The sequence below is a fragment of the Rhizobium sp. SRDI969 genome, from assembly GCF_025152725.1.
GTDB lineage: Bacteria > Pseudomonadota > Alphaproteobacteria > Rhizobiales > Rhizobiaceae > Rhizobium > Rhizobium leguminosarum_I.
In genome coordinates this window covers 2,627,393-2,653,920 of the sequence record NZ_CP104035.1, presented here as the reverse complement: position 1 = coordinate 2,653,920, position 26,528 = coordinate 2,627,393, and the positions used below count along the sequence as shown (strand labels likewise).

Sequence of the window (26,528 nt, the reverse complement as noted above, 5' to 3'; positions counted from 1 at the left end):
CGAAGAGCGAGATTCGCTCCACCGGGCGCGCCGAAACGCGCCCGGCCGTTTTCATCCCTCGACCTCAAGAACAAGTTCGAGTTCGATCGGCACGCCTAAAGGCAGGCTGGCGACGCCGAGCACGACGCGGCCTGAGAGCTTTTCCTCGCCGAAGACCGAAAGCAGCATTTCGGATGCTCCGTCCGCAACCTTCGGATGGTCGCGGAAATCGCCTTCGGTCGCGATATAAACGCCAAGCTTGACGATCCTGACGGCCCTGTCCAGCGAGCCGAGATAGTCCTTGGCGGCTGCGAGCGCGTTCAGCGTTGCGGTTTCGGCCGCCTTCCTGCCGTCCTCGGCCGTCAGTGCACCGCCGACGCGGCCGATATAGCGCGGCTCATGGCCGACGACCGGCAGCATCCCGCTGAAGAAGACCAGGTTGCCGGTCCTTATCGCTTCGACATAGGCCCCGAAGGGTGTCGGCGGCGGGGGAAGCGTGATGCCGAGTTCCTGCAGCCGTCGTTCCGCGCCGGCTGCCTTAGCTTTCGCATGGTCTACCATCTGCCCAGATGTGCGCCGCCGTCGACGTGCAGCACCTCCCCGGTTACGCGCGGCGCTTCGGTGAGGAAGATGACGGCGTCAACGATCTCCTCGACGTTCGATATGCCTGCCATCGGCGACAGCGTCTTCAGGAAATCCTTCGGATTGTCCTTGTGCAGGGGCGTGTCCACCACACCGGGAGCGACGATATTGAAGCGAATGGCCTCGTTCGCATATTCCATCGCCAGGTTCTTGGAGATGGCGTTGATGCCGCCCTTTGTCATCATCGAGACTGAGGCGGAGAAGCCGGCGATCGGATGATCGGTCAACGGCGTGGTGATGCTGACGACGCTACCGCCGGTTTTCTGCGCGAGCATCTGTCGGACGACCAGCTGGGTCAGATGGATGAAGCCCTCGAGATTGGTCGAGGACATTTTCTGGAAGTCGGCCATCGTGAACTCGACGAACGGCTTGGCCAAGAAAATGCCAGCATTGTTCACGAGCGCGTCGATCGAGCCGAAGCGATCGATTGCGGTCCTTGCCACCCGCGCGGCGGTTTCGGCATTGCCGATGTCACCGTCGACGAGCACCAGCCTGTCGGAGGCTTGGAAAGCGTTCGAAGTGCTGACCTGGCGCGAGGTGGCGACGACATTATAGCCGCGCTGGATGAAGGCGTTGACGAGGCCGGCTCCGATACCCTGGGAGGCGCCGGTGACGATGACTGTTTTTCTCGTAGTCATGCTGATTTCCATAATCTGGTTCGGGCAACGCGGACCTTGCGGTTGCAAAGGCGGGGTCGCTCGAGATGGGGCTGCTGCGAATGCGCCTCCATCCGGTTGTCTTGTTTTCGCAAGGTGAATATGGCGAAAACTCCATTACGCGATTAGATGGAAATATCTGGATTCTCTTTTGCATCCATGCAAAAATCAGAACATGGCTGATCTGAACGATATCGCCGTTTTCGTGAAGGTGGCGCAGTACGGCAGCTTCAGCCGCGCTGCCCATTCCCTCGGCATGCCTGTATCGACCGTCAGCCGGAAGGTCACATCGCTGGAAGAGCAGCTCGGTGTGATGCTGCTGCAGCGGACGACCCGCAAACTGAGCCTGACCGTGCAGGGCCAGGCCTATTACAACAGGTGCAGCGAACCGCTCGCCCATCTGCTTGATGCCGAGCAGGCGCTTACCGAGACACAGAGAAAGCCGGAAGGTCTGCTGAAAATCTCCGTGCCAGTCATCTTCGGACAGGAAGTCTTCCACGAATTCGTCTCGGCTTTCCTGAAAACCTATCCAAAGATCCAGGTCGATCTCTTCGTCACCAACCTGTTCCTCGATCTGATCGCGGAGAACATCGATCTCGGCATCCGTTTCGGCGGACTTAAGGATTCCTCCATCGTGGCGCAGCGGCTCGGCAAGAGCGTGCGCTATCTGGTCGCCGCACCGGACTATCTGAAGGGGAGGGTGCTTCCCTTGAAGCCCGAAGATCTGAAGGACCATCAATGCGTGCTCTTGAACGGCCGCAACGGCGAGGCGGAATGGCATCTGGTGAGCGGTCGCAAATCGGTTCGCCTGCATGTGTCGGGGCCGGTATCGAGCCGGGATTTCGATGCGGTAAGCGCCTTCACCTATCGCGGACACGGTATCGGCTTGCTGCCTTCGACCTATTGCGACGAACAGATCAGAAAAGGTGAACTCGTCCGCCTGCTGCCGGGCTGGTCGTCCGAGGAAATTTTCGTGCACGCCGTCTATCCCACGCGCCGCTTTCTGCCTTCCCGATTGCAGGTCTTTCTCGAGGCGCTGAAAGCATGGAAGACCCCCTTGTGGCTTCCCTTGCATTGAAGGCCTTCCGATCCATCACCGAAAATTGAAGCCGTACGCGGGGCCGAGCGATCTGCGTCGGCCAAGCTGTGTTAGAGTTCGCTGGCTTGGATGGCGCAGGGATTGGATTGCCAATGCTGACGACACTTGCGGTGGTTATGGGTCTTTCCGGCCTCGTCTCGTCGCCCAGGCGGGGGGAAGCGAGGTCGATGTGACCCTCGTGCTTGCCGTCGACACCTCGCGGTCGATGGATTTCGAGGAGATCGGCATCCAGCGCGAAGGTTATGTCGAAGCGCTGAAGCACAAGGAGTTCATCGACGCGGTGAAGGGCGGGCTGACCGGCCGCATCGCCATCAGCTATTTCGAATGGGCTGGCTATGTCGTCCAGGATTCCGTGATCGACTGGCAGGTGATCGAGACGGAAGAGGATGCGATCGCTTTTGCCGGCAAACTCGAAGCCCGGCCGATTGCCACGCAACGGCGCACATCGATCTCTACCGCGATCGCCCAGGGCGCCAGCATGATCGTTTCCAGTCCCTTTCAGTCCAGGCGACAGGTGATCGATGTCTCCGGCGACGGTCCCAACAATTCCGGCGATCCCGTCACCCCCACTCGGGACAAGGCGGTTGAAGCCGGCATGGTCATCAACGGCCTTGCCATCATGCTGCGGCCCTCCGATGCGCCCAACGGGCTCGACAAATATTATGCGGATTGCGTGATCGGCGGCCCCGGCGCCTTCGTGCTGCCGGTCCGCAAGATCGAGGATTTCGCCGTTGCCGTGCGCCGCAAGCTGGTGCTGGAGATCAGCGACCTATCCCCGCCGGCGATGGTGCAGAAAATCGCCGGCGCTGAGGCGGGCACTGACTGCCTGATTGGTGAGAAGCAATGGCGGGATATCTTCGACCGCTGATGCCCGGATTAACGCGCCGTAGTTATATCAGTCAGTATCTGGTATGCGGCAGAGACACGGTCCTCGTTGGGATAGTTTTTGTTGGCCAGAATGACGATACCAACTCGCTCTTTCGGGATGAACGCCACATATGCGCCGAAACCATTCGTGGAGCCGGTTTTGTTGATCCACACATCGTCGCGCGGTTCCATCGCCGGCTTCAGCTGCTTGACGGGAATAGTCTTGAGCATCGCGCTGGAATTGTTGTCCATTAAGGTCGTCAACGTCGCGGGATAGGAATACTGCTCCCAAATAAGGTCTTGCGTCATCGCGCCGACATGGAAGTATCCAGTGTGCGTATTGGTGATCGCCTGCTGGAGTTTTCCGTCCAACTTGACCAGTCCCATGTTTGCGTCGATGAACCGGATCATGTCGCTTGCTGTGGATTTCACTCCATAGGCCTCGGACGAAAGAGTGGCGGGTGTCATCCGAGCCGGCTCACCGCTTCGCTTGTAGCCTTGGGCATAGTCGGCCATTCTCGATTTCGGCACATTGATATACGTGCTCGTCAACCCGAGAGAAGGAAACAATTGGTCTTCCATAAGAGCTGTGAAATCTTTGCCCATGCTTTTCGCCGTTATGTATCCGAGCACGCCGATGCTCGGATTGGCGTATGTTCGGTGCGTTCCGGCGGCGTATGAAGGTTTCCAACTTGCGAAATACTCCATCAGCTGTTTTTCGGTTTTGACTTCATCGGGAACTTGCAGCGGAAATCCGCCAGCCGTGTGCGTGCCAAAATTCATCAACTCGACATTGCCGAAGGGTCTTCCGTTCATCGACGGAAGATATTTTCCTGCCTTGTCCGACAGCGAAAGTCGGCCGGTCACGTCCGCGTGGGAGGCGAGGGTGACTGTAAAGGTTTTGCTGATCGATCCCAGTTCGAACATGGTCGCCGGAGTGACGGGCCTGTTAGTGTCCTTCGACACGACGCCGTAGTTGAAGATGTGGTTCTGCCCGTCAACGGCGATGGCAACGGCCATGCCCGGAATGCCGTATTTATCCATAATTGGTCTTATCGCGGCGTCCGAGATGGCTTTCAGTTTCACTTCGTCGGCCGCAAAGCCACTCGTGGAAATACATGTCGAGACCAACGTAGCCGATAGAGTTTTTATCCAATTGCGATTCATTTTCATCCTCCGCAGGCAGCTTTCAATCAACGCAAAGGCGCATGAGGACGGCATTTAACGGCACTGTTTTGCGGCAGCAAACGATGATATCTCGGAGGAGATCCAAGAAAATCTAGGGCTAAGATGGTTCGGCAATTCCTCCCTTTAAATGGCTTGAGGGCCTTCGAAGCATCGGCAAGACATCTCAGCTTTACCCGTGCCGCGATTGAGCTTTGCGTTACCCAGGCCGCTGTAAGCCAACAGGTCAAAAGCCTGGAGAGGCGATTGGGGGCTGCGCTTTTTCAGCGCCTCCCAAGAGGCTTGAAAATCACTGCAGAAGGCGAAGCTCTTTTGCCGACCTTGACCAATTCCTTCGATCAGATGGCGATCACGTTGGACCGGATTGAAGCCGGGCAGGTGCGGGAATTGCTGTTCCTTGGCGTGGTCGGGACGTTTGCCGTCGGCTGGTTGTTGCCAAGGCTTTCGGATTTTCAACGGCAGCACCCGTTCATCGATGTGCGCATTTCGACAAACAATAATCGCGTCGATATGGCGGCCGAGGGACTGGACTTTGCCATTCGCTTCGGCAGCGGTTCCTGGCATGGCACAGAAGCGCTGCGTCTGTTCGACGCTCCGCTCTCTCCTCTGTGCACGCCCAAATTGGCCGAGCGTTTGAGGCGGCCTGCAGACCTGGTCGAGGCGACGCTTTTGCGGAGCTATAGGGCGGACGAATGGAGCACCTGGTTTGTCGCAGCGAACGTTCCTCCGGCGCCCCAGATAAACGCAGGCATCGTCTTCGACTCTTCCCTGGCGATGATGGAGGCGGCCCTGCAAGGACTGGGGATCGCTCTGGCCCCGCCTTCGATGTTTTCCAGACACCTATCCTCGGGGGCTATCAGACAACCTTTTGCTACCACCATATCGTTGGGGAGCTATTGGCTAACCCGACTTCAATCGAGGCCGCCAACAGCGGCCATGCTCGCATTTTCCGGTTGGGTAACGTCGCAGATGTCTCCCGCGTCCCAATGACGGCTTCTGGCGGATCCCGGTACTCGATCTGACGCCGGCAAGGAGATCGGTAATGTTAGGCTAAGACACGATAGAGCATTTCGGCATGGGCGCGCCATACCGAAATGCCGTTGCTTCTCAGAGGATGTCGCCGCCATTGCCTATAAGGGCAGTTGCTTGCCGGCTTGTTCGCTGACCATGTATTCGGCGTACCAGTCCGGCCAGTTCTCGTCGTGTTTGCCGCCGTTCCGTTTCTCGTGTTCACCGTGAGCGGTCGCCGCGCGGCGCAGCGCTGACGCAAGGTCTGTCGACGTCGTGAATTTCGTCTCGTCGGCATCGATGCGTCCCGGCAACCGCGTGGTGACCTCCTGGAACAGCCAGCCGTTGCCGTCGGGATCCTTGAAAGATGCAAAGGAGCGATAGCTGCGGTGATCGGGATCGCGGCCGGCGATCCGCAGCCGCCCGAACAGATAGGGCTCGTCCTTGCCGGCATAGATGCCGGCCGCGTCATGGAACACTTGGCTCACCTCGACGCCGCGGGCGATGAGATCGCGGCGGGCGGCCTCGATGTCGGAGACGATAAGATAAAGCCCCTGGGCTGAGCCGGGGGCTGCGGCGGTGACGTTCTTGCCGAAGATGATCGCGCAGCCGGAGCCGGGCGGGGTAAACTGGATCACCCGGAAATCGGCATCATTGGCGAAGTCGGCGTCGAGCCGCCAACCCAGCCCGTCGTAAAAACGTTTGGCGCGGTCGACGTCGGAAACGGGGATGACGACCACCTCGAGCTTGGTGTCGACGGGCTGAGTTCTCGGGGTCTCGATGGGGGTTTCGCTGCGCAGTGCATTGCTCATCTTAAGCTCCTTGGGTTCTGGATGTCTTGAGAATTGCGGACACGTGACGGGCCAAGTTGACCACGGCGCGGTGGGGTCGTCGAATCAATTATTCTGTCTGATTTGGCCGGTATTAGCGGATTCCGCTGCGACACACGGCGCGTCGCTTTCATTCCTGCGGTTGGTGAGGTCATGTCGATCCGATGAGGCGGCGGGGTCGGTCCCCCGCCACTTCGTCTGTCGTCCTGCGGCTCGTCGAGCCGGCGTGCAGGAAGTTCCTACGCAGCAAGGGCGGCGCGGGTTTTGCCGATCGTCAGAGCCGCCTTTGCTGCCTCGCGCCCTTTCTCGACGAAATGTGCGCGGTAGATCTGCTTGTGATGCTCGGTTTCCTGATACTGATGCGGCGTCAGCGACACCGACAGCACCGGCACGCCGGTATCCATGCCGGCGCGCATCAGCCCATCGACGACGGCCTGGGCGACGAATTCGTGGCGGTAGATTCCGCCATCGACGACGAAGGCGGCGGCAACGACAGCGGCATAGCGTCCAGTTGCCGCAAGATCGCGCGACAGCAGCGGCATCTCGAATGCGCCGGGAACATCGAACACATCGATCTGCTCGGGCGGAATAAGCTGATGAAAGCCATCAAGGGCGCGGTCGACGATGTCGGCGTGCCAGCTGGCTTTGATGAAGGCATAGCGGGTGGGTGCCATGGTAATCTCCTTTGGCGAAAAGACACATCACCCAAGGCGATCACGAACGTCCCCGACAGCCGCAAGGGCGGCAGGAACGCACGTTCTCTTTCATCCGGACTATGACCGTCGGCTCAGGCATCTCACCTGATCTGCTGACCCTTCCTGAGAAGGCGCTCGCGGGCTCGCAATCTGATTACATACCGCCGGTAGGGACTTGCACCCCGCCCTGAGAACGGCGCGAACAATAGGGGGAAGGCGACGGGCTGGCAATAGGTCGAAATGCTTCGCGGCCAATGTAGGATCAGGGCTCCGAAGCGGCGATTTCGCTTGTTGGTTGATCGCGACGGGCAAGCCCTCTTGCTGAGGATGCGCTTGCGCCTACATGCATCCAGTGAGGACATTCACGTCAGAATAGCACGGCAAGACAGGATGCGCCGTCTCCACCGGAGGCGGGCAGGGCCGTGGCAACCACGGGAGAGAGAGATGCAAGACCCCTTCGTCGTCCACCGCGAGGCGCATATCGCGGCGCCGCCGGCCGCGGTGTTCGCGCTGATGACCGACCCGGAAAAGATCCTGCGCTGGATGGGAACGGAGGCGCAGGTCGAGCCGCAGCCTGGCGGGCTCTATCTTGTCAACGTCACCGGCGCCCGCTTTGCGCGCGGCTCGTTTCGAGAAGTGGTTCCGGTTCATCGCCTTGCCTATAGCTTTGGCTGGGATGGCAGCGAAGTGGTGCCGCCAGGGTCGAGCCTGGTCGAGATCGACCTGATCGAGCAGGGGGGCGGAACGCTGCTGCGGCTCACCCATAGCGGCCTGCCGAGCGCCGAGCAATGTGCCGGCCATGCGGAAGGCTGGGCGCATTACCTGGGGCGGCTGACCGAGGTCGCCGCCGGGCGTGATCCGGGTCCCGACGCTTTTTACGGCAGAACTTGAGCGGTTTCCTCGCGGGCCAACCACGCTCTCTGCGCGCGTCAAACATGAACGCGCAATTCATCTCCAGTTCAATTTAGCGGCCATAAGCTCGGGGTGGCTGGATTGAAAATGGAGTTCTCGATGAAGGCACTTTCTATCGCGGCTGCCTTGCTTGCCGGCAGCCTCTCGTTCGGCACCGCGGAGGCGATGCCGCTTGGGACAATCAATGTGCAAAGCAATGTCACAAAGGTCGACTACGCCTGCGGTCGCGGCTGGCATCTGACGCGCTGGGGCGAATGCCGGCCAAACTGGAGACGCCCGCCGCCGGTAGCTTTCTACGGTGGTCCGCCCCGCTGGGGCTGGGAGCGGCGTCACCGGGATTGGGATAGTCCGCGCTGGCGCCATGAGCGGCGCTGGGATCGCGATCGGCGTTGGCGGGATGATGATGATTAAGGGTCTCGCTTAGGTGAAAATGGACGAAGGCCGGAGCGATTTCGCCCGGCCTTTTCTGATGAGATAGGTTCGTCGACGCTGACCGGCAGCGTCCTCCCGATTTGTCTACGGTCAGATCCTGCTGACGAGCCAGTGCTTGTCGTCGATCAATTCCTCGAGCTCGACGGGATCCTTGACGCCGAATTCGAACCATTCGACAAGTTCCTTCGCCTTGCGGCTGCTCTCCTCCGCCGTCAGTTCGACCTGATATCTTTCGCACCATCGCCGAAGGATCGACGTCAGCAGCGTCATGTCGTTCCCATCCAGCGGATCTTTCGGCCAGAATGTCGTACCCATCGCACCCCTCAATCACACGATGATGAACGACCTTATAATGGAATCAAAGTCGCGCAAGTTTAAAGTGTTTATTTTTTGTTTTCCACCGCGGTGGTTTTCGACAGGGGATGCGGTCGTCCTTTTGGGGGCCACAGGTTGAGTCGATGGGAACGTCCTCATGGACATTCGGAGTGGCTGCCTGCGCTCACCCGGGGGACATCCTTGCGGCCGCCCCGGTCAGCGTGCGATGTTAAGCCATGGATCTGCCGTCTCCCCTTGCCTGGCTGGTTGACGAGGCCGGTGCCTCACCCAGTCCCGAATGGTTTCTGGCCGAACTCGGACGCCGGCTGCTGGCCGATGGCTTGCAGCTTTTGGGCGGCGCGCTGACGCTGTCGGTGCCGCATCCGATCATCGCGCGGCGCACCTGGCTGTGGCGGGCGGAGACCGGCGCTGTCATTGAGGCTTTGGCCTTTGCCGCGGCTCCGCGGAGCGAAGCCGGGCGCGAGTGGCTGGCCGGGCTCGGGCCGGTATGGGAGGACCGGATCGGGCCTGCGCAGGATAATCGGTCGGACAGCCCGCTGCTCGGCTGGGCGAGGGTTTCCAGCGGGGAAGGGGCAGGTGCATTCGGCCCGGCCGAGGCTGGCCTGCTGCGCGAGGTCGCGCGTTTTGCCGCAGCGCCGCTCGCCGCTTTGGCGGCGCGCGAGGCGCGGGCAGCGCTGCTTGAAGCCTATCTCGGCCGCCGTAGCGCCGCGCGAGTGCAGGCCGGCGCGCTTGCCCGCGGATCCGGCGAGACCATCCGCGCCGCCCTTCTTTGCGCCGATCTGCGCGACTTCACCGCCCTCTCCGAGGTGACCGAACCTCACGTGATGATATCAGCACTGGACGCCTGGTTTGACCGCGTCGCCGGCGCAGTGCATGCCTTCGGCGGCGAGGTGCTGAAATTCATCGGCGACGGCGTGCTGGCGATCTTTCCGGTCACGGCTACGTCAGGCGAGCGCGACGCAGGCCGAGCGGATCGCGAGGCCTGCGAGGCCGCACTTCGGGCGGTCGCCGCCAGCCGTGCCGGCATGGCCCATCTCGATCAGCTGCGCCAGGCGCAGGGGCTGGCGCCGCTGCCCTTCGGCGCAGCACTGCATTTCGGCGAGATCCTGTGGGGCAATATCGGCGCGGCCGACCGGCTGGATTTTACCGCCATCGGTCCCGCCGTCAATCTGGTCAGCCGGCTGGAGGGGCTCTGCAAGCCGCTCGGCCGAAGCGTGCTGATCTCGGGCACGGTGGCAGCGAATACGGCGACGGCGCTGACGCCGCTCGGAGAGCACACCTTGCGCGGCATCGCCGACCCTTGCGCTGTCTTTGCCCTGCCGACGGATTGAGCTGCGGCAGCCAAGACAGTTTTGCAAAGAAAGATTTGCAAAAATATGTTTGTAATACTAGGCTGGCGGCATGAAAACACCGCGCCCGCAGCCTGCTCAATCAGTCACCGCACCCCGCACTATCAGCCGCGTCGTGCCCGATCCGACCGCGCTGAAGGCGCTGGCGCATCCAGTCCGATTGCGCATGCTCGGCATGCTCAGGGTCGATGGACCTGCGACGGCGACGCAGCTGGCAGTGCGGCTCGGGTTGAACAGCGGCGCCACCAGCTATCACCTGCGTCAGCTTGCCCAATACGGCTTCATCGAGGAAGCGCCGCATGCTTCGCGGCGCGATCGCTGGTGGCGCGCCAGCCACGAGCTCACCTCGGTGCCGGCAAGCGAGATTGAGGGCGAAACGCTGGATCTCGATCTCGCCTTCAACCAGGCCGCACTCTCGCTGCAGGTCGGCCAGATGCAACAGGCGCTGGAGGAATATGCCGAGCTGCCGGCAGAATGGCGCAAGGCGAGTACGGCCAGCGACATCATCATTCCGATGACGGCGGAACAGGCCGAAGCCCTGACCAAGCGGCTGACCGATATCATTCTCGAAGCGATGCGGGTGGCTCCGCCTTTGGGAGAGCTGGCACCCCAGGATATGGTTCCGTTCTCGATCATGCTGCACGCCTTTCCCTATCCGGGCCGGCTTCCGCACCGCGAGGGGGATGACGAGCCATGAGAAGGGGTGGGCCATTCCTGGCGCTTGCCGCAGCCGAGACGCTTTCGCTTTCCGGCACGCGGCTGTCGACCATCGCTATTCCCTGGCTGGTGCTGAGCACGACGGGCAGCCCGGTTCTGACCGGGCTGACGGCGATGATGGAAATGCTGCCCTATGTCGCCGCCAAGGCGCTCAGTGGGCCGCTGATCGACCGCGTCGGCCCGACGCGCATCGCCGTCGTCTGCGATACCGCCTCGGTGGCCGTGGTGGGGCTGGTGCCGCTGCTCGATCTCTTTGGCCTGCTTGATATGCCGCTGCTCCTGCCTGTCGTCTTTGCCATGGGCGTGCTGCGCGGCCCTTCCGATGCCGCCAAGCAGGCGATGGTTCCCGAAATCGCCACGTTGGCGGCCATGCCGCTCGAACGGGTCACCGGCGTCGTCGGTGCTATCGAGCGGCTGGCCTCGACGGCGGGGGCAGCCGGCGCCGGCGCGCTGATTGGTCTGATCGGCTCGGGGCAGGCGCTCGTCGTCAATGCCGTCACCTTCGCCGCCGCTGCGCTGATTGTGGGAGTCGGCATCCCCGGGCCGACACGCGGCGCGCCAGAGGCTCGGCCCGGCGGGATGTCCTCCTATTTCAGCGATCTCAGGGAAGGCTGGCGCTTTCTGCGCGGCGATGTGGTGCTTGTCAGCATCGCCACCATGGTGGCGACCACCAACCTACTGGACCAGGCTTATCACGCCGTGCTGCTGCCCGTCTGGACACAGAGGTCGGGCCATGGCCCGGAATTGCTGGGGGCGATGTTTTCGGCCTTCACCGGCGCCTCGATCGCTGGTGCTGCAATTGCCGCTGCGATCGGCGAGCGGATGCCGCGCCTGATGGTCTATACCGTGGCATTCCTGCTGACCGGATTTCCGCGTTTTCTCGTTGTTGCGCTGGATGCGCCGCTCGCCCTCATCTTCATCACCCTGGCAGCCGCAGGATTTGCATCGGGTTTCCTCAATCCGATCCTGTCTGCGGTGATCTTCGAGCGCATCCCCAAGCCGTTGACCGGCCGCGTTACCGCGATGAACGCCGCCCTCTGCTTTGTTCTCATCCCCTTTGGCGGTCTCGTCGGTGGCGCGCTGATCAGCATGATCGGTCTTGCCGCGGCGCTTTCGCTCACAGGCTTCGCCTATTTCGCCGCTACCCTCTTTCCCCTGGCGCTGAAAAGCTTTCGCGGATTCGACAAGGCTATCACCCAGAGCTAGCGTCGCGGTTGCGTGCCTGGCCCTGGTCTCCAAGCTCCTCGACCATCAGATCGATGAAGCGGCGGACACGCGGCTCCAGCAGGCGCTTGTCGGGATAGAGAGCGACGATCTTTGCGTCGGCAGTTTCGAGGCTGGGCAGGACCTGCTGGAGGCGCCCGGCGACGAGATCGTCGGCGACGAGAAAATCGGGAAGGAGGGCAATCCCCAGTCCCGCCAGGGCGGCGTCGCGGATCGCCTGTACGCTATCGAGCCTCAGACGGCTGCGCCCTTGCGCTTTGACCCAGGGACCGCCTTCGCCGCGAAAGCGCCAGCCCTGCCTTTGATTGCGGCTGGCGAAGATGAGGCAGTCGTGGGCCGTAATATCGTCGATATCGCCCGGCTCGCCGCGCTCGGCAAGGTAGGACGGCGAGGCGCAGAGCCGCGCCTTGTAGCTGGCGATGATGCGCGAGACCAGGCGGGTGTCCAACGTCGTCGTTGCGCTGATCCGGATCGCCAGATCGAAGCCTTCCTCGATAATGTCGGCCAGGCGATCGGTGAAGTTCACTTCAACCTGGATATCGGCCCAGGCCCGAAGATATTTTTCAAGCAAAGGCAGGACGACGAGCCGCCCGAAGGCATCGGGAACGGTGAGCCTGAGAACACCTCGCGGCGTGCTGTTCTGCCCTGCCACGCTCGCCTCCGCCTCGTCGACCGATGCAAGGATCTGCAGCCCGCGCTCGTAGAACATCCGGCCTTCGTCGGTCAGGCTCAGCGTTCTCGTCGTGCGGTTGAGCAGACGCGCGCCGAGCCGGTCCTCCAGACGGATGACCGCCTTGCCTGCCGCGGAACGGGACAGGCCCATCGCCTGGCCGCCGGCGATAAAGCTCCCCGCATCGACGACGGCCATGAAAACCAGGATATCGTTCAGGTTCGTACGCGGCATGAGGCAACTCGAGCGGTTCGGCTACGTCAATAAGTCGGGCAATCATGGGATCGTTCAAGGCCCGGAACATCAACGCCGATCGCGGCAGTAAGGTCCCCACGCTTCGCTTTATGTAGACGTCCCTTCGCCAATCAACCTGCTACAGCAGCCATCGCCCCGGATCGCAGGTCAAAGATGGGCACTGGAAAGTCGGGCTACAGCATGTCGCCGAGGCTCCAGTGGTTGTTCCATCGGACGTCGATCTCGTCGTCGACATTCTGATATCTTATGTCGGTGGAGAGGCGCAGCCGCCGGCTGCGGTCCTGATTGATGGTCGAGGCGTGGATCATGTAGGGCGAGTGGAGCACCACGTCGCCGGCCTCGTAATCGGCGGCGAGCCAGCGGGTGTCGAAACGCTCTGCCATGTCGGGGAGATCCTTCGAGACCCAGCCGCCTTCGCTCATGTGGCTGTTATAGGCACTGATCTGCTCTTCCGGAGAAAGATCGCCGCTTGCCGCCCTGAATTCGGCTTCCAACTTGGTGCCCAGAGCATGCGAACCTTCGAGATAGACCAGGCCGCCCATCTCGGCGGGGGTGTCGCCGATCGGTATCCAGGCCGTCACCAGGCGGCTGGTGCCGCCGCGGAGATAGACGAGATCGTAGTGGGCGGGCGTGGCTGTCAGCGATCCCGGCTGGACGAAGCGCATGATCTTGTGCTTGTGCAGATAGGAGATGCCCTGCAGGAAATCGTCCATAAAGCCGGCGAGCAGTGGTTGCGCACAGAAGCCTTCATAGGCGGCGGAGCGGACGAGCGACATCAGGCGCCGGTCCGCCAGGCTTCTGTCGAAGCCACCGGCAGGCGCGATCCCCAGAGAAAAATCGCTGCCCGGCTCGACCAGTCCGGTTTCGGCAAGGCGTTCGAAGACCCAGTGGCGGAAATCGATGACATCGGCCCGCGGCAGAAGGCCTTTTAGCCAGACATAGCCATCGTGCTGGTAGCGACACCGGATGGCGTCGACGCCGATGGCGGGATCGGTCGGCATCAGCCAGCCCGTCCGCTCCGCAGGCAAGGTTTTGCCATGGGCGGCAAGGGGAAATTCCGGCCTTCGGATCTGCACGGCCTCCGCAGCAATTGACATTTCACTCCTCCGTCGCTTGAGTTGCCTTACCATCAATTACCTGACCCGGCGCGCCAACCGACATAGAGGAAATTCGTAGCTGGACTTTTCGCTCACCATGAGAGACCCAGAGGCCATCTATAGGACGCCGCTTGCCGTTGCCGGCGGACTTGCTGTTACCGGCAGTGGCAGGCAGCATGCCCGCCGTGCGGTGACGGACCGGAAATTGCCGAGTTTCGCCGTCGTGCTGGTGGAGCGCGGGCAGGGCTGGCTGGACACCTCGGCCAGCGGCCACCTGAGCCTCACCGGGCCGATCCTCTTCTGGCTGTTTCCGAACCGCGTTCATTCCTATGGCCCCGATGAAGGCGGCTGGGACGAGCGCTGGGCGCTTTTCGAAGGATCGTTTACGCGAGACTTCGTCCGGTTGAGGCTCATGACCGAGCGACAGCCCGTCGTGGGCTTACCTCACGTAGATGAGATGGCGCGGCTATTCGGCATCCTGCATGCCGACCTGCTCGACGATAGCAACCTCGGGCAGGCATCGGCGGCCTTGATGCTGCATCGCATCGTCATATCAGCCGCAAGACAGGCAAGCGGCGCGGCCGATCAGCCGAGACAGGCCCGACATGGCCGAAATCGTCGAGACGCTGCGGCAACGCGCAATGCAACCGCTGGACCTTACAGCCTTCGCCGCCGAGCACGGCATGTCGCCGGCGACGCTGCGCAGGCGGTTCGTGCTCGAAACTGGGCTGCCGCCCAAGGCATTTCAGCTTCGGGTGCGGATGGACCAAGCCAAGCAGCTCCTGGCAACCACCGACGAAAAGATAGAAACGGTCGCCGCCACGGTCGGTCTGGATGACCCGTTCTATTTTTCGCGTGTCTTTCACGAATACGAGGGCTGCAGTCCCCGCGAGTTCCGCGCCAGGTACACCAGGGTTTGAGAGCCCGGCGGTAGTGACCGTATCCGGTTTACACAAAGTCATGTATGATGGGGGCATTGGGGACGACCTTTCATGGCGTCGGCAAAATCTTCGCCGCACCACCAATTGCAGGTTCGATACCGGGTGGAAGGTTTCGTTGTCCGATTGGGGAACGTCCGGTTTCGCTCATTTGCGGAGATTCCGGACCGGGAGGGGAAAATGACGTACAGCGCATCGAATGTCGATCTCGCGCCGTCGAGACCGTCTATCATCCATGTGGCGGTTCAATTGGGACTGGTCGCGCTTCTGGTCTATGTCTGCGCCAGGATCATGGTGCCGTTCCTCGGCATTCTGCTTTGGTCGGTGATCCTGGCGGTCATGCTTCATCCCTTGCATCTGCGCCTGTCCGATCGGATCGGCAATCGCTGGTCCGCATCTCTCATCGGGATCGTCGGCGTTGCCGTCGTTCTGGTGCCGATGTTCGTCGTGATTACGTCGCTTGGGTCTTCCATCTACTGGCTTGTTTCCGGCTTGCAGAACCACAGCCTCACGATCCCGCCGCCTCCAACGCGGCTTGCCGACCTGCCGGTGGTCGGAGCGAAGCTCTCGGCGGGCTGGTCGCTTGCTGCCGCCAACCTGCCCTCGGCACTGCGTCAATACGGAGAGATGCTGAGCAAGCCTGCCGCGTGGCTCGCATCCTTCGCCGGCGGCCTGGCCTCTGGCGGCCTGTCCTTCGTTCTTTCCATCGCGATTGCCGCCGTGCTTGTCGCCTATGCCAAGGGTGCTGCGGCATTTGCCCTCAGTCTGCTGGAGCATATCACCAACAGCAGGGCGCGGGGTGCCCGGCTCATCCATCTGACCGCCACAACGATCCGGAGCGTGGCGGTCGGCGTGGTCGGCGTGGCGGTGATCCAGTCGATGCTCGTTGGCATTGGTTTCTTCGCCATCGGCCTTCCCGCGGCCGGTGCCTTGACGCTCGTCACGTTTCTATTGGCAGTCGTGCAGATACCGCCGCTGCTGCTGACGCTGCCTGTCATGGCTTATGTCTTTGCTACGGAAGCAACAACGCCGGCAATCATCTTCGCCATATGGTCTTTCATCGCCGGGCTGAGCGACAATTTTCTCAAGCCATTGATGCTCGGTCGTGGATCTGATGTGCCAATGCCGGTCATCCTGGTCGGTGTCATCGGAGGGATGATAGCCGATGGCCTTCTCGGCATATTTGTCGGCCCCGTGCTGCTGGCCGTCGGCTTCGTGTTGCTGATGGAATGGCTGCATGAGCGCCCGGTCGAGGACGGACCCCGGATCGAGGGTCCGGCCCTATGATTACAGTCATTGGCCTCGGGCTGCTTGCGATGTCGATATGCCTCGTGCTGCAGGCAGCGGCTTCATTGCTGGCGGCGCGTTATTTTGTTCATGCTCGCGCACAGCCCGTTGGCCGAAAGCCCTGGCGGACGATCTTCGTGCAGTTCTCGGTTCTGATGATCGTGCTCATGCTGGGCAATATCCTCCAGGTCGCTTTCTGGGCACTGCTATATCGCGTGCTCGGTGCCTTCGAGGACTTCGAAACTGCCATGTATTTTTCGGGCGTCACCTTCACGTCGCTCGGTTATGGCGACGTGGTGCTAGATGGCCGTATCCGGCTGCTTGCGCCGCTGCAGGCAGCCAATGGGCTGATGATGTTCGGGATCACGACGGCGCTGTTCTTCTCGGCTATCCAGCAGGCCATGGGGAAAATGGCCGCGGCAAATCGAACGGCGCATGAGACGTAGCGTGCTGGAGCAATTCAAAGTGTTACAGCGTCCTTTGCGCGTCCGAAAAGACGCGCGGCGCTGTAGCCGGCGAAGACAGCCTGTCGTGCCGCGGCGTCAGCGCCAACTCATCGCAGGCGCGACGTGGGTGAGGATCGCTTCAATGACATGGGCGTTGTAGTCGACGCCGAGCTGGTTGGGGACGGTCAGCAGCAGAGTGTCTGCCTCGGCGATGGCTTGGTCTTCGGCGAGTTGCTTGATCAGGGCGTCGGGCTCTGCGGCGTAGCTGCGGCCGAAGATCGCCCGGGTCTTCTCGTCGATGAAGCCGATCTTGTCTTCACCGTCGTTGCCATAGCCGAAATAGGCGCGGTCGCGGTCGTCGACCAGTGCGAAGATGCTGCGGCTGACCGAGACGCGCGGCTGGCGCGTGTGGCCGGCTTCTTTCCAGGCCTCGCGGTATGCGCGAATCTGGTCGGCCTGCTGGACGTGGAAGGGTTCGCCCGTCTCATCGTCCTTCAGCGTCGAACTCTGCAGGTTCATGCCGAGCTTGGCTGCCCAAACGGCGGTGGCATTCGAGCTTGCGCCCCACCAGATCCGCTCGCGCAGGCCCTCGGAATGCGGCTCTAGGCGCAGGAGGCCGGGCGGGTTTGGAAACATCGGCCGTGGGTTCGGTTTGGCAAATCCTTCGCCGCGCAGCACTTCGAGGAAGACTTCGGCGTGATGGCGGGCCATATCGGCCTCGCTCTGGCCCTCTGGCGGGGCATAACCGAAATGGCGCCAGCCATCGATCACCTGTTCGGGCGAACCGCGGCTGATGCCGAGCTGCAGGCGGCCGCCGGCGATGAGGTCGGCCGCACCGGCATCCTCGGCCATATAAAGCGGGTTCTCGTAGCGCATGTCGATGACGGCGGTGCCGATCTCGATCCGCTTGGTTCTCGCGCCGACGGCTGATAGCAGCGGGAAGGGTGCGGCCAGCTGTCGGGCGAAATGATGCACGCGAAAATACGCTCCGTCGGCGCCGAGCTCCTCGGCCGCGACGGCAAGGTCGATCGACTGCAGCAGCGCGTCGCCGGCCGAGCGCGTCTGCGATTGGGGCGAGGGCGTCCAGTGTCCGAACGAGAGGAAACCGATCTTCTTCATGCCGATGCCGCACCTTGGTCTGTTGCGTCTGGGGTTGATGCGTCATGGCACAGTTTGGGGCCGGAAGACAATCGGAACCGGATGGCTGGATCGATGAAAACCAATTGACATAAACGCGTGTTGCAGCCTCTGCTTATGCGGCGAGAGCATGGAGTTTTTGATGGATCAGCGCAGGGGCTCTTCCTTTTCGGAAACCGACGTTGTCGCAAATTACCGGTATCGGCCACCTTACCCCGATGCCGTATTTCGAAAGCTTCTGGCAATTGCGCCGCGATCACAGCATCTCCTGGATATTGGTTGCGGGCCTGGAAAAATCTCCCGCCCGCTGGCGGGTGCGTTTACAACAGTCACGGCGGTTGATCTCTCGGAGCAGATGATCGCTCTCGGCAGATCGCTGCCGGGCGGTAACGCGCTGAATATCCGGTGGGTAGAAAGTTTCGGCGAGGACTTCCCGACCGGCGGTGAATCTTTCGACCTGACGGTCGCAGCGGCAAGCATCCACTGGATGGATCATGGCAGGCTGTTTCCGCATCTTTTGGCAAACGCCACAGCAGGTCACGTCATGGCCGTGATTTCCGGAGACGACCCGTTCGAACCTCCATGGCAATCGGATTGGCATTCTTTCCTGCGGAAGTGGGTGCCGGAGGTCAAGGGTCAGCCTTTCGATCACGACAAGAGGTCCGAGGGCATGCGAAGCTACCAGAGCCATCTCAACCTCTGCGGCAGCGAACAGTTCGTGTCAGAGCGTCCCTTTGAGCCGAGCGTCGCGGATTTCATCTCCTGCCAGCATTCGCGCGATACGTTTGCACCTTCGAAACTCGGCGACCAGATCGCAAGCTTTGACGCGGAACTCTCGGAGCTGTTGCGCTCTTATTCGACTGATGATCGGTTGAGCTTCATTGTCCGCACCGGGATTGTCTGGGGTGAAATCAAGCCGATCTGACAAGAGACGATGTTCCTATGACGAGTACAGGAATTGTCCCTATGACGAGTACAGGAATAGTGTGCCTACGGCGGTGTAGCGCGCGAACGTGTCATGCACCGACCGATGATAGTCTCATTGCGTGATCACGCGCCGCCGATATCCTCCAGTTGCTTGCGCACGCCATTGAAGACCTGCGCCGGCACGCGCAGTCCGGCATCGTACTGGTAGAGCGCCCGCAGCTCCCCGAAGCGTTCGTCCACGTCGGTCGTCAGGGCGGAGAGACGATCGAAATGCGCCAATCCATCCGGAGATATTTCTTCCTCGGGCTGCGGCATCGCTCCCCAATTGTCCCAGGGAAGCATCTCCATATTGTTGAGGGCGGCGAAGTCGCGCACGAGATTCATCGCGATGAACCATAGGCCCGACTCGTCGAAGATGCCGAAACTGGCGGGGTCGGCGGAGCGGGCGCGGCAGCGCTGCCAGGTTTCGCCAGCGCTGAGGAATTTGCCCGGCGGCTGGTCGAGGGGATCGAAATCGAGCTGCAAGGCGGCGCGCTGACGATCGTCGATCTGGAAGTCCGCAGAGATCCAGCGCTCTCCGTCCCAATATTCGGCGATCCAGTGATCGATGCCCTTACCGACCTCGAAATACATGCCGAAGCCGCAGCGGGCACGCGCCGGGACGCTCTGGGCCTTGAGTGCCGCGCAGGCGAGGACGGTGAAATGGCGGCACACGCCGATGCTGCGCTTCTCCGGTGGGCGCGGGATGTCGAGCGGGGCGGGATCGATTTCCATGATCGCATCGAGTATCTCTCGCGCCGGCCGCGTGTGTGACTGCGCCCTTCGCGCCGGGGTGAGCGGCTGATTGTAGTGCGGAGCCCAGGCTTCATGCAGCAGCGCGCCTTGCACGGCCGCAGCAACGGTTTCGACGCCCTTGAGCGCAGCAAGGGCAGGGGCATGCGACCCGGCCGATGTCATCGGGCCGGGGCGCATGTAGAAATCGACAGGGCTCTGATATCCGCTCATGTCGGGCAGTATGATAAAACCGGCGTGGCAGGGCAAGGTCCCGCGGGCCCGCGACGGGGTCACGGCAGGTCCTTATCGCGCAGCCTGAAATGCCACCTGGCCGTTGTTCAAGAAGCACATCTTGTCGAACAGTTTCAAGTCGAGCGGGTTCGGCAGCCTGATATCGGCGATATCAGGCAGGGGCTTTTGCGATCGCTCGTAGGATCGATCGATCTGGGAGATGAAGACCACGATCAAGCCGCGCTCGCGGGCGAAAGCCTTCAGAGTGCGGACCTGGACGGAGAGTTCGGGGTTCTCCCGCCTCTGGTCGAGCAGTTGTAGATAGTCGATGACGACGAGCGTGCCGCGCGGTGCGGCCGCCAGTCTCTCGGCGATGTAGGCGGAGCTGATAGCATCGGAGCCGTCGAATTCGAACAGACGCTCGAATCGTGCCCGGTCGACACCGATGGCGCGGAAGCGATCGACAATATCCTCTTCCGTATATTCCAGCGAGAAGAACACACCTGGACGGCCTGATTTCATCGCCTCGACGGCGAGTTCGAGCCCCATCAGGGTCTTGCCGTGGCCGGGCCGGGCGCCGACGAGCAGGAGATCGCCGGGCCGCAATTGCTGAAACAGCTTGCCGGCGGGTGCTTCCGCCGCTGCTTTTGCCGCAAGCAGGCTCCAGCCGCCGTAGCCTTCTTCCAGGGCTATGCGGTCGAGCGCCTGGTGCAAGGGCATGTCCTCGGCTCGGGAAAGCTTTCTGGCTTTACGCTTCAGGTGATAGATAGGCGCAGACATCTTCATTCATAAACCTCCTATTGCGAGCGGTTTTCGCAATCCCTCCTTATGCAAGATGCTCGAACAGTCGGCTCGGTTCAGGTGGCCCCGCATGACGTCTGCTTTCCCGACGGAGGGGGGAGGCGTGGGCTGTGCCAGAATCAGATCATAGCGCAGGACCGCGCGGCCGAAAATCGCCTGCTTCGCGTTTCGAGGGAAAATGCGTGATTTCCTCAAGCGGAAGCAGAGAGAGTTGCCGTAAGAGGCCGAGAGGGAATCGATTTCTGCCGACGGCGGCGAAGTCGCTCGGATCAATAATAGGCCGATTTGAACGGGGCGATGGCGGCTCCCATAGCCGATGCGTCGCTTGCTATCTCGGAGATGATCAGCTTCGGGCGAGGGCGTGGCACGCCGTAACGGGGGCGGTCGAAGATCTCGGTGCGGTCGATCAAAAGCTGTGCCAGGGCGGAGGGAATTTGGCCGCCGAAGACGATCCCTTGCGGATCGAAGATCGCCCAGATCGCGTTGATGAGGCGGCTATAGGCAGGCGCCACCTCGTCCACCCATTCCACGACGCCTGGCCATTTCGGGTCGAAATGCTTGCGCATGTAGCTGATCGAGGGAACGTCGACGCCATTGCGGGTGAGGTTTTCGATCAGATATTGCAAAGCCGGCCGGCGCTTATTCTCCTCGGCGTCGTACATGCCCGAGAATTCGCCGGCATTGCCGATGCCGTTATGCAGCAGCTCGCCGTTGCTGACCAGGCCGCCGCCGAAGCCGTAGTTGAAGCTCAGATAAGCGAAGTGCCTGATATAGCGGCCGGCGCCGAACATGGATTCGGCGACCGTTCCCGCCTTGCCGCCATTGTGCACCCAGACCGGCTTGCCGAAAAATTCCGACAGTAGCGGCCCAAGTTCGATGAGCGACCACTCGTGCAGCGGCAGCGGGGCGTTGTAGCGGGTGCCGCTGACGTGGAAACCGGCGATGGCAAAGCCGATCCCGAAGAAAGTCTCCTCGGAGAGGTCGTTCTCTCTCTGGTGTTCGACCAGCTGCTCCAGGACGAGATCGAGCGACTGGGCCATCGAACGTTCCCGCAGGATGATGCTGCTTTCGGCCAGCACCTTGCCAGATATATCCATCAGGCAGATGCCAATCACGTCGGTATTGACCGAGATGCCGCAGGAATAGGCGTAGCGACCGTTAAGCCGGAGCGTTGGGCTCGGCTGGCCACGACCGGCGCCGGGTTTCGGCGAACCGAAGGAAATGATGGCGCGTTCCTCCAACTGGTCGATGATCCGGTAGACGGATTGCTGGGTGAGGTCGGTGTGGCCGGTGACTTCGGAGCGCGACAGGCCGGGGTGACGCCAGATCAACCTCAGCAGATCGCGTTCGTTCGAGGAGACGACGCCCCCGCCTTCGCGAAGGAAGTGCTGGGCGATCAGCGGCTCCGGGAAATAGGTCATATCAGCACTTCCTTCGTCAATAATTACTATAGGCGTGTAGTAATTATTGCTGTTGTCTCCAGTACTTGCGTCCATGCGCTATAGCAGCAGCCCTGCTTTGCGACAAGCGGCTTGCGCCCGTCACCAAATTGTTACACGTGATGTGTAATAAAGTGCTGTCACGGCGTCGGCGCTGGAGGCCGGCCAATCAAATCAGGTGAGGGCAAGATGAAGATTTCCATTCTGGCGGCTGCGGCCGCGCTGATGGCGGGCGCATGTTCGGCGCAGGCCGCTAATATCGAATTCTGGTACGGCAATACGGGCGTCGTCGAAAAGGCGATCCAGGACCAGTGCAGCGCTTTCAATGCCGCACAATCGGAGCATCACATCACCTGCGTCGGCCAGGGCAGCTACGAAGTGTCGATGCAGAAGGCAATCGCCGCCTTCCGTGCCAACAACCATCCCGTCCTCATCCAGTTCTTCGACGCCGGCACGCTCGACCTGATGCTGTCAGATGCCGTCGTGCCGGTCCAGGCGGAGCTGCCCGAGGTCAAGTGGGGCAATTATATCGCTGGCGCGCGGGCCTACTACGAAACCTCCGGTGGCGCGCTTTTCGCGCAGCCCTACAATGCCTCGACGTTACTGTTCTACACCAACAAGACCGAGCTTGAGAAAGCCGGCATCACCAAGACGCCTGCGACCTGGGAAGAGATCATCGAGGCCGCCCGCAAGCTTAAGGCTTCAGGTAATGCCTGCCCCTTCACCACCGATGGCGATACATGGCGCGTGCTCGAACAGTTTTCCGCCCGCCATGGCCTGCCGATCGCCTCAAAGCATAACGGCTATGACGGTCTCGACGCCGAATATGTGTTCAACACGACCTTCGCCGCCAAGCATCTCCAGAATCTGATCGACTGGCGCAAGGAAGGCCTCGTCAAGCTCAATGCCGATACCAAGGCCGGCAACTTCACCGCCGCCTTCAACACCGGCGAATGCGCCATGATGGAGAATTCCTCGGGTTCCTATACCGCCTCGGCGAAGGCGTTCGAAGGCAAATACGAGCTCAGCATCGGCATGGCGCCGATGTATGATGGCTACGAGCGACACAACACCTTTGTCGGCGGCGCCTCGATCTACATCATGAAAGGTCACGACAAAGCCGAGATCGAAGGTGCCAAGGCCTTCCTCGACTTCCTGCGCCGTCCCGAACAGCAGATGTTTCTGACCGCGGCCACCGGCTACGTCCCCGTCACCAACGACGTGATGGATGCGATCGCCAAGAGCGGCGAGGCGAACTCGCCGAAATATGCGACGGCGGCCGTCGGCATCGAATCGATGAACCAGCCGCGCACGCCGGATACCCGCGGCATCCGTCTAGGCTTCTACGTACAGTTCCGCCAGGTGTTCATGGAAGAGACCCAGAAGGCATTTGCCGGCCAGGAGACCATGCAGGTGGCGCTCGACAACGCCAAGAGGCGTGGCGACGAGCTGCTGCGTCGCTTCGAGCAGACCTACAAGGGCGTGAAGATGCAGTGATCCCGACATCTCACGCGCGGGACGTTTGGACGTCCCGCGCACGGGCGCGCGTGCTCCCGTGTCCGGCATGTGACCCATACACCCATGCCGGTCCTCCCAATGCAGGGCTTCTCCATGATGTCGGAATCTTCTCTCTTCAGCCATCGCTGGCTGCCGCTTTTGCTGGTGGCGCCGCTCATGCTGCTGATCGCATTTTTCTTCTACGTGCCTGTTTTTCAGGCCTTCTACTGGTCATTCTTCCTCGAACGCCCCTTCGGTGGCGGTTCGATGTTCGTCGGCTGGGACAATTTCGCCCGGGTGTTCTCCGATCCGGAGTTCTGGGAGGGCTGTTGGCGCACCATCGTCTTCATGGTCACCGCCTCCTCACTCGCGGTGGTGGTCCCGCTGATCCTTGCGGTCGCGGCCGACCGGAAGATCCGCCTGTCGTTGCCGGCGCGCAATGTGCTGGTCTGGCCGAAGGGGGTTGCCGGCGCTTCGATCGGCGTCGTCTTCGCTTTCATCTTCAATCCGTTCGTCGGCGTGCTCGCGCCACTCAACTCAGCCTTTCCGGGCATCTGGGCGCCCGGCATCGACGGCACGGATGCCTTCATCACGCTGATCGCAGCGCATGTCTGGGGCGGCATCCCGTTCAATTTCGTCATTCTGCTCGCTGGACTGCAGTCGATCCCGAAGACCATGCACCAGGCAGCCGCAATGGATGGGGCGGGGCCGTGGCGGCGGATTTTCGACGTGCAACTGCCGCTCATCATGCCGCAGCTCTTCCTGACGCTGGTGCTTGAGTTCACCGAAAGTGTCACCTCGGCCTTCGCGCTGATCGATACGATCACCCGTGGTGGTCCGGGCGGGGCCACCACGTTGCTCGTCTACAAAATCTACACCGACGGTTTCAGCGGCTACGACCTCTCCGGCGCCTCGACCCAGACGGCGATCCTGATGGTCTTCGTCGTCCTCCTCACCGCCGCCCAATTCCTCTTCCTCGGCCGGCGCATCAACTACGAGCGGTGACCCCATGATCGAAAACGCACGTTCCCTCAATATCGCAGCCAGCCTCGTCCTCATCGTCGGCATCGTCTATATCCTCGGGCCGCTGTACCTGACCCTGACGACAGCCTCGCAATCCTATGAATTCATGTTGCGCAACGGGCTCGCCTGGTATCCCGGCGACCAGTTTTTCGCCAATGCGGCGCACATCTTCACCGAGACGCACATCCCGATCCAGATGCTGAACAGTCTGGTGGTCGCCTTCGGCGACGCATTCGCGACCTGCGTCCTGTCGCTTCTGTCGGCCTATGCCATCGTCTATTTCCGTGTTCGCTGGGCGGGTGTGGTCTTCGCGCTGATTCTGGCGACCATCATGCTGCCAATCGAGATCCGCGTCATCACCACCTACCAGGCCGCGTCGAACGTGTTTTCGCCGGTTAACGCGCTGCTCGATATCACCGGTTTGAACGGGCTGATCGCCCAAGTCTTCGGCGCGCCGGTAAAGCTTGAATGGAGCGTGCTGAACACGCATTTCGGACTGATCGCGCCGCTTGTGGCGCATGGCACCGGCACCTTCCTGTTCCGCCAGTTCTTCCTCACCTTGCCCAAGGATCTGCTCAAAGCGGCGCGCATGGATGGGGCGGGGCCGATCCGCTTCCTTTTCGATATCCTGCTGCCCTTGTCGCGTACCAGTTTCGGCGCGCTTTTCGTGCTGACCTTCCTCAGCGGCTGGACGCAATATCTCTGGCCGCTGGTCGCCGCCTCGACGTCAGACATGCAGACCGCCGTCGTCGGGCTGGCGCGGCTCGTGCCGGATTCGGACGGAGAGATTCCCGACTTTCCGATGATCATGGCCGGCGCCGTCATCGTTTCCATATTTCCGCTCGCGATGATCGCGCTGCTGCAGCGCTATCTCGTCCAGGGCCTTACTCTCACGGAGAAATAGCCATGAACGCCATCGACATAGCCATTCGCGCTGCTGCCGCCAACATCACGCTGTCAGGCGTCACCAAGGCCTATGACGCGGAGACCGTCATCATTCCGCCGATGGATGTCGAGCTCAGGGCCGGTGAATTCAGCGTCGTGCTCGGTCCCTCCGGTTGCGGCAAGTCCACGCTGCTGCAGATGATCGCGGGGCTGGAGCGGGTAAGCGGCGGCACGATCGTCATCGGCGGCCGGCAGGTGCAGGATCTGGAGCCGAAACACCGCGGCTGCGCCATGGTGTTCCAGAACTATGCGCTCTATCCGCATATGAGCGTCTTCGACAACATCGCCTACAGCCTCAAGGTCGCCGGTATGCAAAAGGCCGAGCGCATCGAGCGGGTCGGGGCGGTGGCGAAGATGCTCGGGCTGTCGGATTTCCTCGGCCGCAAACCGGTACAGCTTTCCGGCGGCCAGCGCCAGCGCGTCGCGATTGGCCGCGCCATCATACGCGAGCCCGGCGTGCTTCTATTCGACGAGCCGCTCTCCAACCTCGACGCGCAGCTCAGGCACGACATGCGTGTCGAACTTGCCGAACTGCACCGGCGCATCGGCGCCACCACCATCTTCGTCACCCACGATCAGGTGGAGGCGATGACGCTGGCCGACCGCATCCTCATCCTCAACAAGGGGCGGATCGAACAGTTCGACACGCCGAAGGCGATCTATCACCAGCCGGCCTCGGTCTTCGTCGCCAAATTCATCGGCGCGCCGCCGATGAATATCCTGCCGGTCACCGGCGACGGCACGGTGCTCAGGCTCGCCGACGGGCAGGTGGTGGCGCAAGCCCGGCTCACCGGAGACTATAAGCTCGGCATCCGGCCAGAGGATATCCTGATCGGTGGCGGGGCCAACGGACATGTGGTCACGTCAGCTCTGCGGTTTCGCGAGGATCTCGGCTCGCACGCGATCCTGGCAGCCGCGCTCGGCGGCTCAGTCATCAGGATCGCGACACCCTTCGGCGTCGAGATGCCGGATCACAGCCAACTCTCTCTCAATTTCCCTGCCTCCCGCCTGCATCTCTTCGATGCGGAAAGCGGCAGGGCCATACCAGGCGCATTCGGCGCAAACTAGAACATTACCGTTTTTCTCCGAAACACGGAAACGTTCTATCTCTTTGTTTTACACAATTCCGG

General features: G+C 61.5%; 26 protein-coding genes, 2 pseudogenes and 1 riboswitch. Of the genes and pseudogenes, 16 read left to right on the top strand and 12 right to left on the bottom strand.

All coding sequences use genetic code 11. The features are described 5' to 3' along the window. Positions 1 to 51: 51 nt before the first annotated feature. Both N2A41_RS13395 and N2A41_RS13390 read right to left on the bottom strand, forming a co-directional pair. Positions 52 to 540, bottom strand: a complete 489-nt coding sequence (locus tag N2A41_RS13395; protein WP_260108983.1) for a RidA family protein — start codon at positions 538 to 540, stop codon at positions 52 to 54. Then, positions 534 to 1,259: an SDR family NAD(P)-dependent oxidoreductase gene (locus N2A41_RS13390; protein ID WP_260108982.1), complete on the bottom strand. Its 726-nt coding sequence runs from the start codon at positions 1,257 to 1,259 to the stop codon at positions 534 to 536. Before N2A41_RS13390 ends, N2A41_RS13395 begins: the two co-directional genes overlap by 7 nt. A 193-nt stretch (positions 1,260 to 1,452) precedes the next feature. Here N2A41_RS13390 and N2A41_RS13385 point away from each other — a divergent pair, with 193 nt between their 5' ends. Further along, entirely contained in the window at positions 1,453 to 2,355 is a 903-nt protein-coding gene (locus N2A41_RS13385; RefSeq protein ID WP_260108981.1) for a LysR family transcriptional regulator, read from the top strand. A gap of 113 nt (positions 2,356 to 2,468) precedes the next feature. Next, positions 2,469 to 3,244 (top strand): annotated as a pseudogene (locus N2A41_RS13380) (DUF1194 domain-containing protein). A gap of 8 nt (positions 3,245 to 3,252) precedes the next feature. Here the strand turns inward: N2A41_RS13380 and ampC are convergent. Further along, positions 3,253 to 4,410: a class C beta-lactamase gene (ampC, locus tag N2A41_RS13375; RefSeq protein ID WP_260108980.1), complete on the bottom strand. Its 1,158-nt coding sequence runs from the start codon at positions 4,408 to 4,410 to the stop codon at positions 3,253 to 3,255. 123 nt (positions 4,411 to 4,533) lie between these two features. Here ampC and N2A41_RS13370 point away from each other — a divergent pair, with 123 nt between their 5' ends. Next, entirely contained in the window at positions 4,534 to 5,418 is an 885-nt protein-coding gene (locus N2A41_RS13370; protein ID WP_162116085.1) for a LysR family transcriptional regulator, read from the top strand. A gap of 140 nt (positions 5,419 to 5,558) precedes the next feature. Here the strand turns inward: N2A41_RS13370 and N2A41_RS13365 are convergent, their stop codons facing one another. Then, entirely contained in the window at positions 5,559 to 6,248 is a 690-nt protein-coding gene (locus N2A41_RS13365; protein ID WP_162116086.1) for a VOC family protein, read from the bottom strand. 257 nt (positions 6,249 to 6,505) lie between these two features. Further along, a complete protein-coding gene (locus N2A41_RS13360; protein WP_222384036.1) occupies positions 6,506 to 6,940 on the bottom strand; it encodes a 6,7-dimethyl-8-ribityllumazine synthase in 435 nt (144 codons plus the stop codon). A 78-nt stretch (positions 6,941 to 7,018) separates the two neighbouring features. Continuing rightward, a riboswitch (FMN riboswitch) is annotated at positions 7,019 to 7,160 on the bottom strand. Between the two features lie 245 nt (positions 7,161 to 7,405). On the opposite strand from N2A41_RS13360, the gene N2A41_RS13355 reads away from it, so the two are divergent. Both N2A41_RS13355 and N2A41_RS13350 read left to right on the top strand, forming a co-directional pair. Continuing rightward, entirely contained in the window at positions 7,406 to 7,852 is a 447-nt protein-coding gene (locus tag N2A41_RS13355; RefSeq protein ID WP_017964945.1) for an SRPBCC family protein, read from the top strand. A 120-nt stretch (positions 7,853 to 7,972) separates the two neighbouring features. Continuing rightward, positions 7,973 to 8,284: a GCG_CRPN prefix-to-repeats domain-containing protein gene (locus N2A41_RS13350; RefSeq protein WP_222384037.1), complete on the top strand. Its 312-nt coding sequence runs from the start codon at positions 7,973 to 7,975 to the stop codon at positions 8,282 to 8,284. Positions 8,285 to 8,395: 111 nt separating this feature from the next. On the opposite strand, the gene N2A41_RS13345 is transcribed toward N2A41_RS13350, so the two are convergent. Next, complete coding sequence (locus N2A41_RS13345) at positions 8,396 to 8,620, bottom strand: hypothetical protein (protein WP_162116089.1); 225 nt, start codon at positions 8,618 to 8,620, stop codon at positions 8,396 to 8,398. 236 nt (positions 8,621 to 8,856) lie between these two features. On the opposite strand from N2A41_RS13345, the gene N2A41_RS13340 reads away from it, so the two are divergent. The 3 genes from N2A41_RS13340 to N2A41_RS13330 all read left to right on the top strand — a co-directional run bounded on the left by N2A41_RS13340 (position 8,857) and on the right by N2A41_RS13330 (position 11,913). Beyond that, entirely contained in the window at positions 8,857 to 9,972 is a 1,116-nt protein-coding gene (locus tag N2A41_RS13340; protein ID WP_222384038.1) for an adenylate/guanylate cyclase domain-containing protein, read from the top strand. Positions 9,973 to 10,042: 70 nt separating this feature from the next. Then, a complete protein-coding gene (locus N2A41_RS13335) occupies positions 10,043 to 10,687 on the top strand; it encodes an ArsR/SmtB family transcription factor (protein WP_222384039.1) in 645 nt (214 codons plus the stop codon). Continuing rightward, complete coding sequence (locus tag N2A41_RS13330) at positions 10,684 to 11,913, top strand: MFS transporter (RefSeq protein ID WP_260108979.1); 1,230 nt, start codon at positions 10,684 to 10,686, stop codon at positions 11,911 to 11,913. Before N2A41_RS13335 ends, N2A41_RS13330 begins: the two co-directional genes overlap by 4 nt. Here the strand turns inward: N2A41_RS13330 and N2A41_RS13325 are convergent. Together N2A41_RS13325 and N2A41_RS13320 are read right to left on the bottom strand one after the other, a co-directional pair. After that, positions 11,900 to 12,835, bottom strand: a complete 936-nt coding sequence (locus N2A41_RS13325; protein WP_170282596.1) for a LysR family transcriptional regulator — start codon at positions 12,833 to 12,835, stop codon at positions 11,900 to 11,902. The two genes, N2A41_RS13330 and N2A41_RS13325, sit on opposite strands and share 14 nt — an antisense overlap. A 194-nt stretch (positions 12,836 to 13,029) precedes the next feature. Continuing rightward, complete coding sequence (locus N2A41_RS13320; protein WP_260108978.1) at positions 13,030 to 13,953, bottom strand: phytanoyl-CoA dioxygenase family protein; 924 nt, start codon at positions 13,951 to 13,953, stop codon at positions 13,030 to 13,032. A gap of 97 nt (positions 13,954 to 14,050) precedes the next feature. Between N2A41_RS13320 and N2A41_RS13315 the strand changes: the two are divergent. The 3 genes and pseudogenes from N2A41_RS13315 to N2A41_RS13305 all read left to right on the top strand — a co-directional run bounded on the left by N2A41_RS13315 (position 14,051) and on the right by N2A41_RS13305 (position 16,624). Continuing rightward, positions 14,051 to 14,873 (top strand): annotated as a pseudogene (locus tag N2A41_RS13315) (AraC family transcriptional regulator). Positions 14,874 to 15,071: 198 nt separating this feature from the next. Further along, a complete protein-coding gene (locus N2A41_RS13310; RefSeq protein ID WP_260108977.1) occupies positions 15,072 to 16,178 on the top strand; it encodes an AI-2E family transporter in 1,107 nt (368 codons plus the stop codon). Then, a complete protein-coding gene (locus N2A41_RS13305; RefSeq protein WP_260108976.1) occupies positions 16,175 to 16,624 on the top strand; it encodes a potassium channel family protein in 450 nt (149 codons plus the stop codon). Before N2A41_RS13310 ends, N2A41_RS13305 begins: the two co-directional genes overlap by 4 nt. A 96-nt stretch (positions 16,625 to 16,720) precedes the next feature. Here the strand turns inward: N2A41_RS13305 and N2A41_RS13300 are convergent, their stop codons facing one another. Continuing rightward, on the bottom strand, positions 16,721 to 17,743 hold the full coding sequence (locus N2A41_RS13300) for an LLM class flavin-dependent oxidoreductase (RefSeq protein WP_260108975.1): 1,023 nt from the start codon (positions 17,741 to 17,743) through the stop codon (positions 16,721 to 16,723). A gap of 148 nt (positions 17,744 to 17,891) precedes the next feature. Here N2A41_RS13300 and N2A41_RS13295 point away from each other — a divergent pair, with 148 nt between their 5' ends. Next, on the top strand, positions 17,892 to 18,686 hold the full coding sequence (locus tag N2A41_RS13295; RefSeq protein ID WP_311202869.1) for a class I SAM-dependent methyltransferase: 795 nt from the start codon (positions 17,892 to 17,894) through the stop codon (positions 18,684 to 18,686). A gap of 125 nt (positions 18,687 to 18,811) precedes the next feature. Here N2A41_RS13295 and N2A41_RS13290 read toward each other — a convergent pair whose 3' ends face one another. The 3 genes from N2A41_RS13290 to N2A41_RS13280 form a co-directional block, all read right to left on the bottom strand. Continuing rightward, entirely contained in the window at positions 18,812 to 19,693 is an 882-nt protein-coding gene (locus tag N2A41_RS13290; protein WP_260108973.1) for a transglutaminase-like domain-containing protein, read from the bottom strand. A gap of 72 nt (positions 19,694 to 19,765) precedes the next feature. Then, positions 19,766 to 20,479 (bottom strand): DNA helicase, encoded by a 714-nt coding sequence (locus tag N2A41_RS13285; protein WP_222384047.1) that lies wholly within the window; start codon positions 20,477 to 20,479, stop codon positions 19,766 to 19,768. A 284-nt stretch (positions 20,480 to 20,763) separates the two neighbouring features. Then, positions 20,764 to 21,915, bottom strand: a complete 1,152-nt coding sequence (locus tag N2A41_RS13280; RefSeq protein WP_222384048.1) for an ROK family transcriptional regulator — start codon at positions 21,913 to 21,915, stop codon at positions 20,764 to 20,766. Between the two features lie 207 nt (positions 21,916 to 22,122). Between N2A41_RS13280 and N2A41_RS13275 the strand changes: the two genes are divergently transcribed. The 4 genes from N2A41_RS13275 (at position 22,123) to N2A41_RS13260 (ending at position 26,466) form a co-directional block, all read left to right on the top strand. After that, on the top strand, positions 22,123 to 23,430 hold the full coding sequence (locus N2A41_RS13275; RefSeq protein WP_222384049.1) for an extracellular solute-binding protein: 1,308 nt from the start codon (positions 22,123 to 22,125) through the stop codon (positions 23,428 to 23,430). Positions 23,431 to 23,544: 114 nt separating this feature from the next. Beyond that, on the top strand, positions 23,545 to 24,435 hold the full coding sequence (locus N2A41_RS13270) for a carbohydrate ABC transporter permease (protein ID WP_026154219.1): 891 nt from the start codon (positions 23,545 to 23,547) through the stop codon (positions 24,433 to 24,435). A gap of 4 nt (positions 24,436 to 24,439) precedes the next feature. Further along, positions 24,440 to 25,357 (top strand): ABC transporter permease subunit, encoded by a 918-nt coding sequence (locus N2A41_RS13265; protein WP_222384051.1) that lies wholly within the window; start codon positions 24,440 to 24,442, stop codon positions 25,355 to 25,357. A gap of 2 nt (positions 25,358 to 25,359) precedes the next feature. Then, positions 25,360 to 26,466: an ABC transporter ATP-binding protein gene (locus tag N2A41_RS13260; RefSeq protein ID WP_260108972.1), complete on the top strand. Its 1,107-nt coding sequence runs from the start codon at positions 25,360 to 25,362 to the stop codon at positions 26,464 to 26,466. Positions 26,467 to 26,528 lie beyond the last annotated feature (62 nt).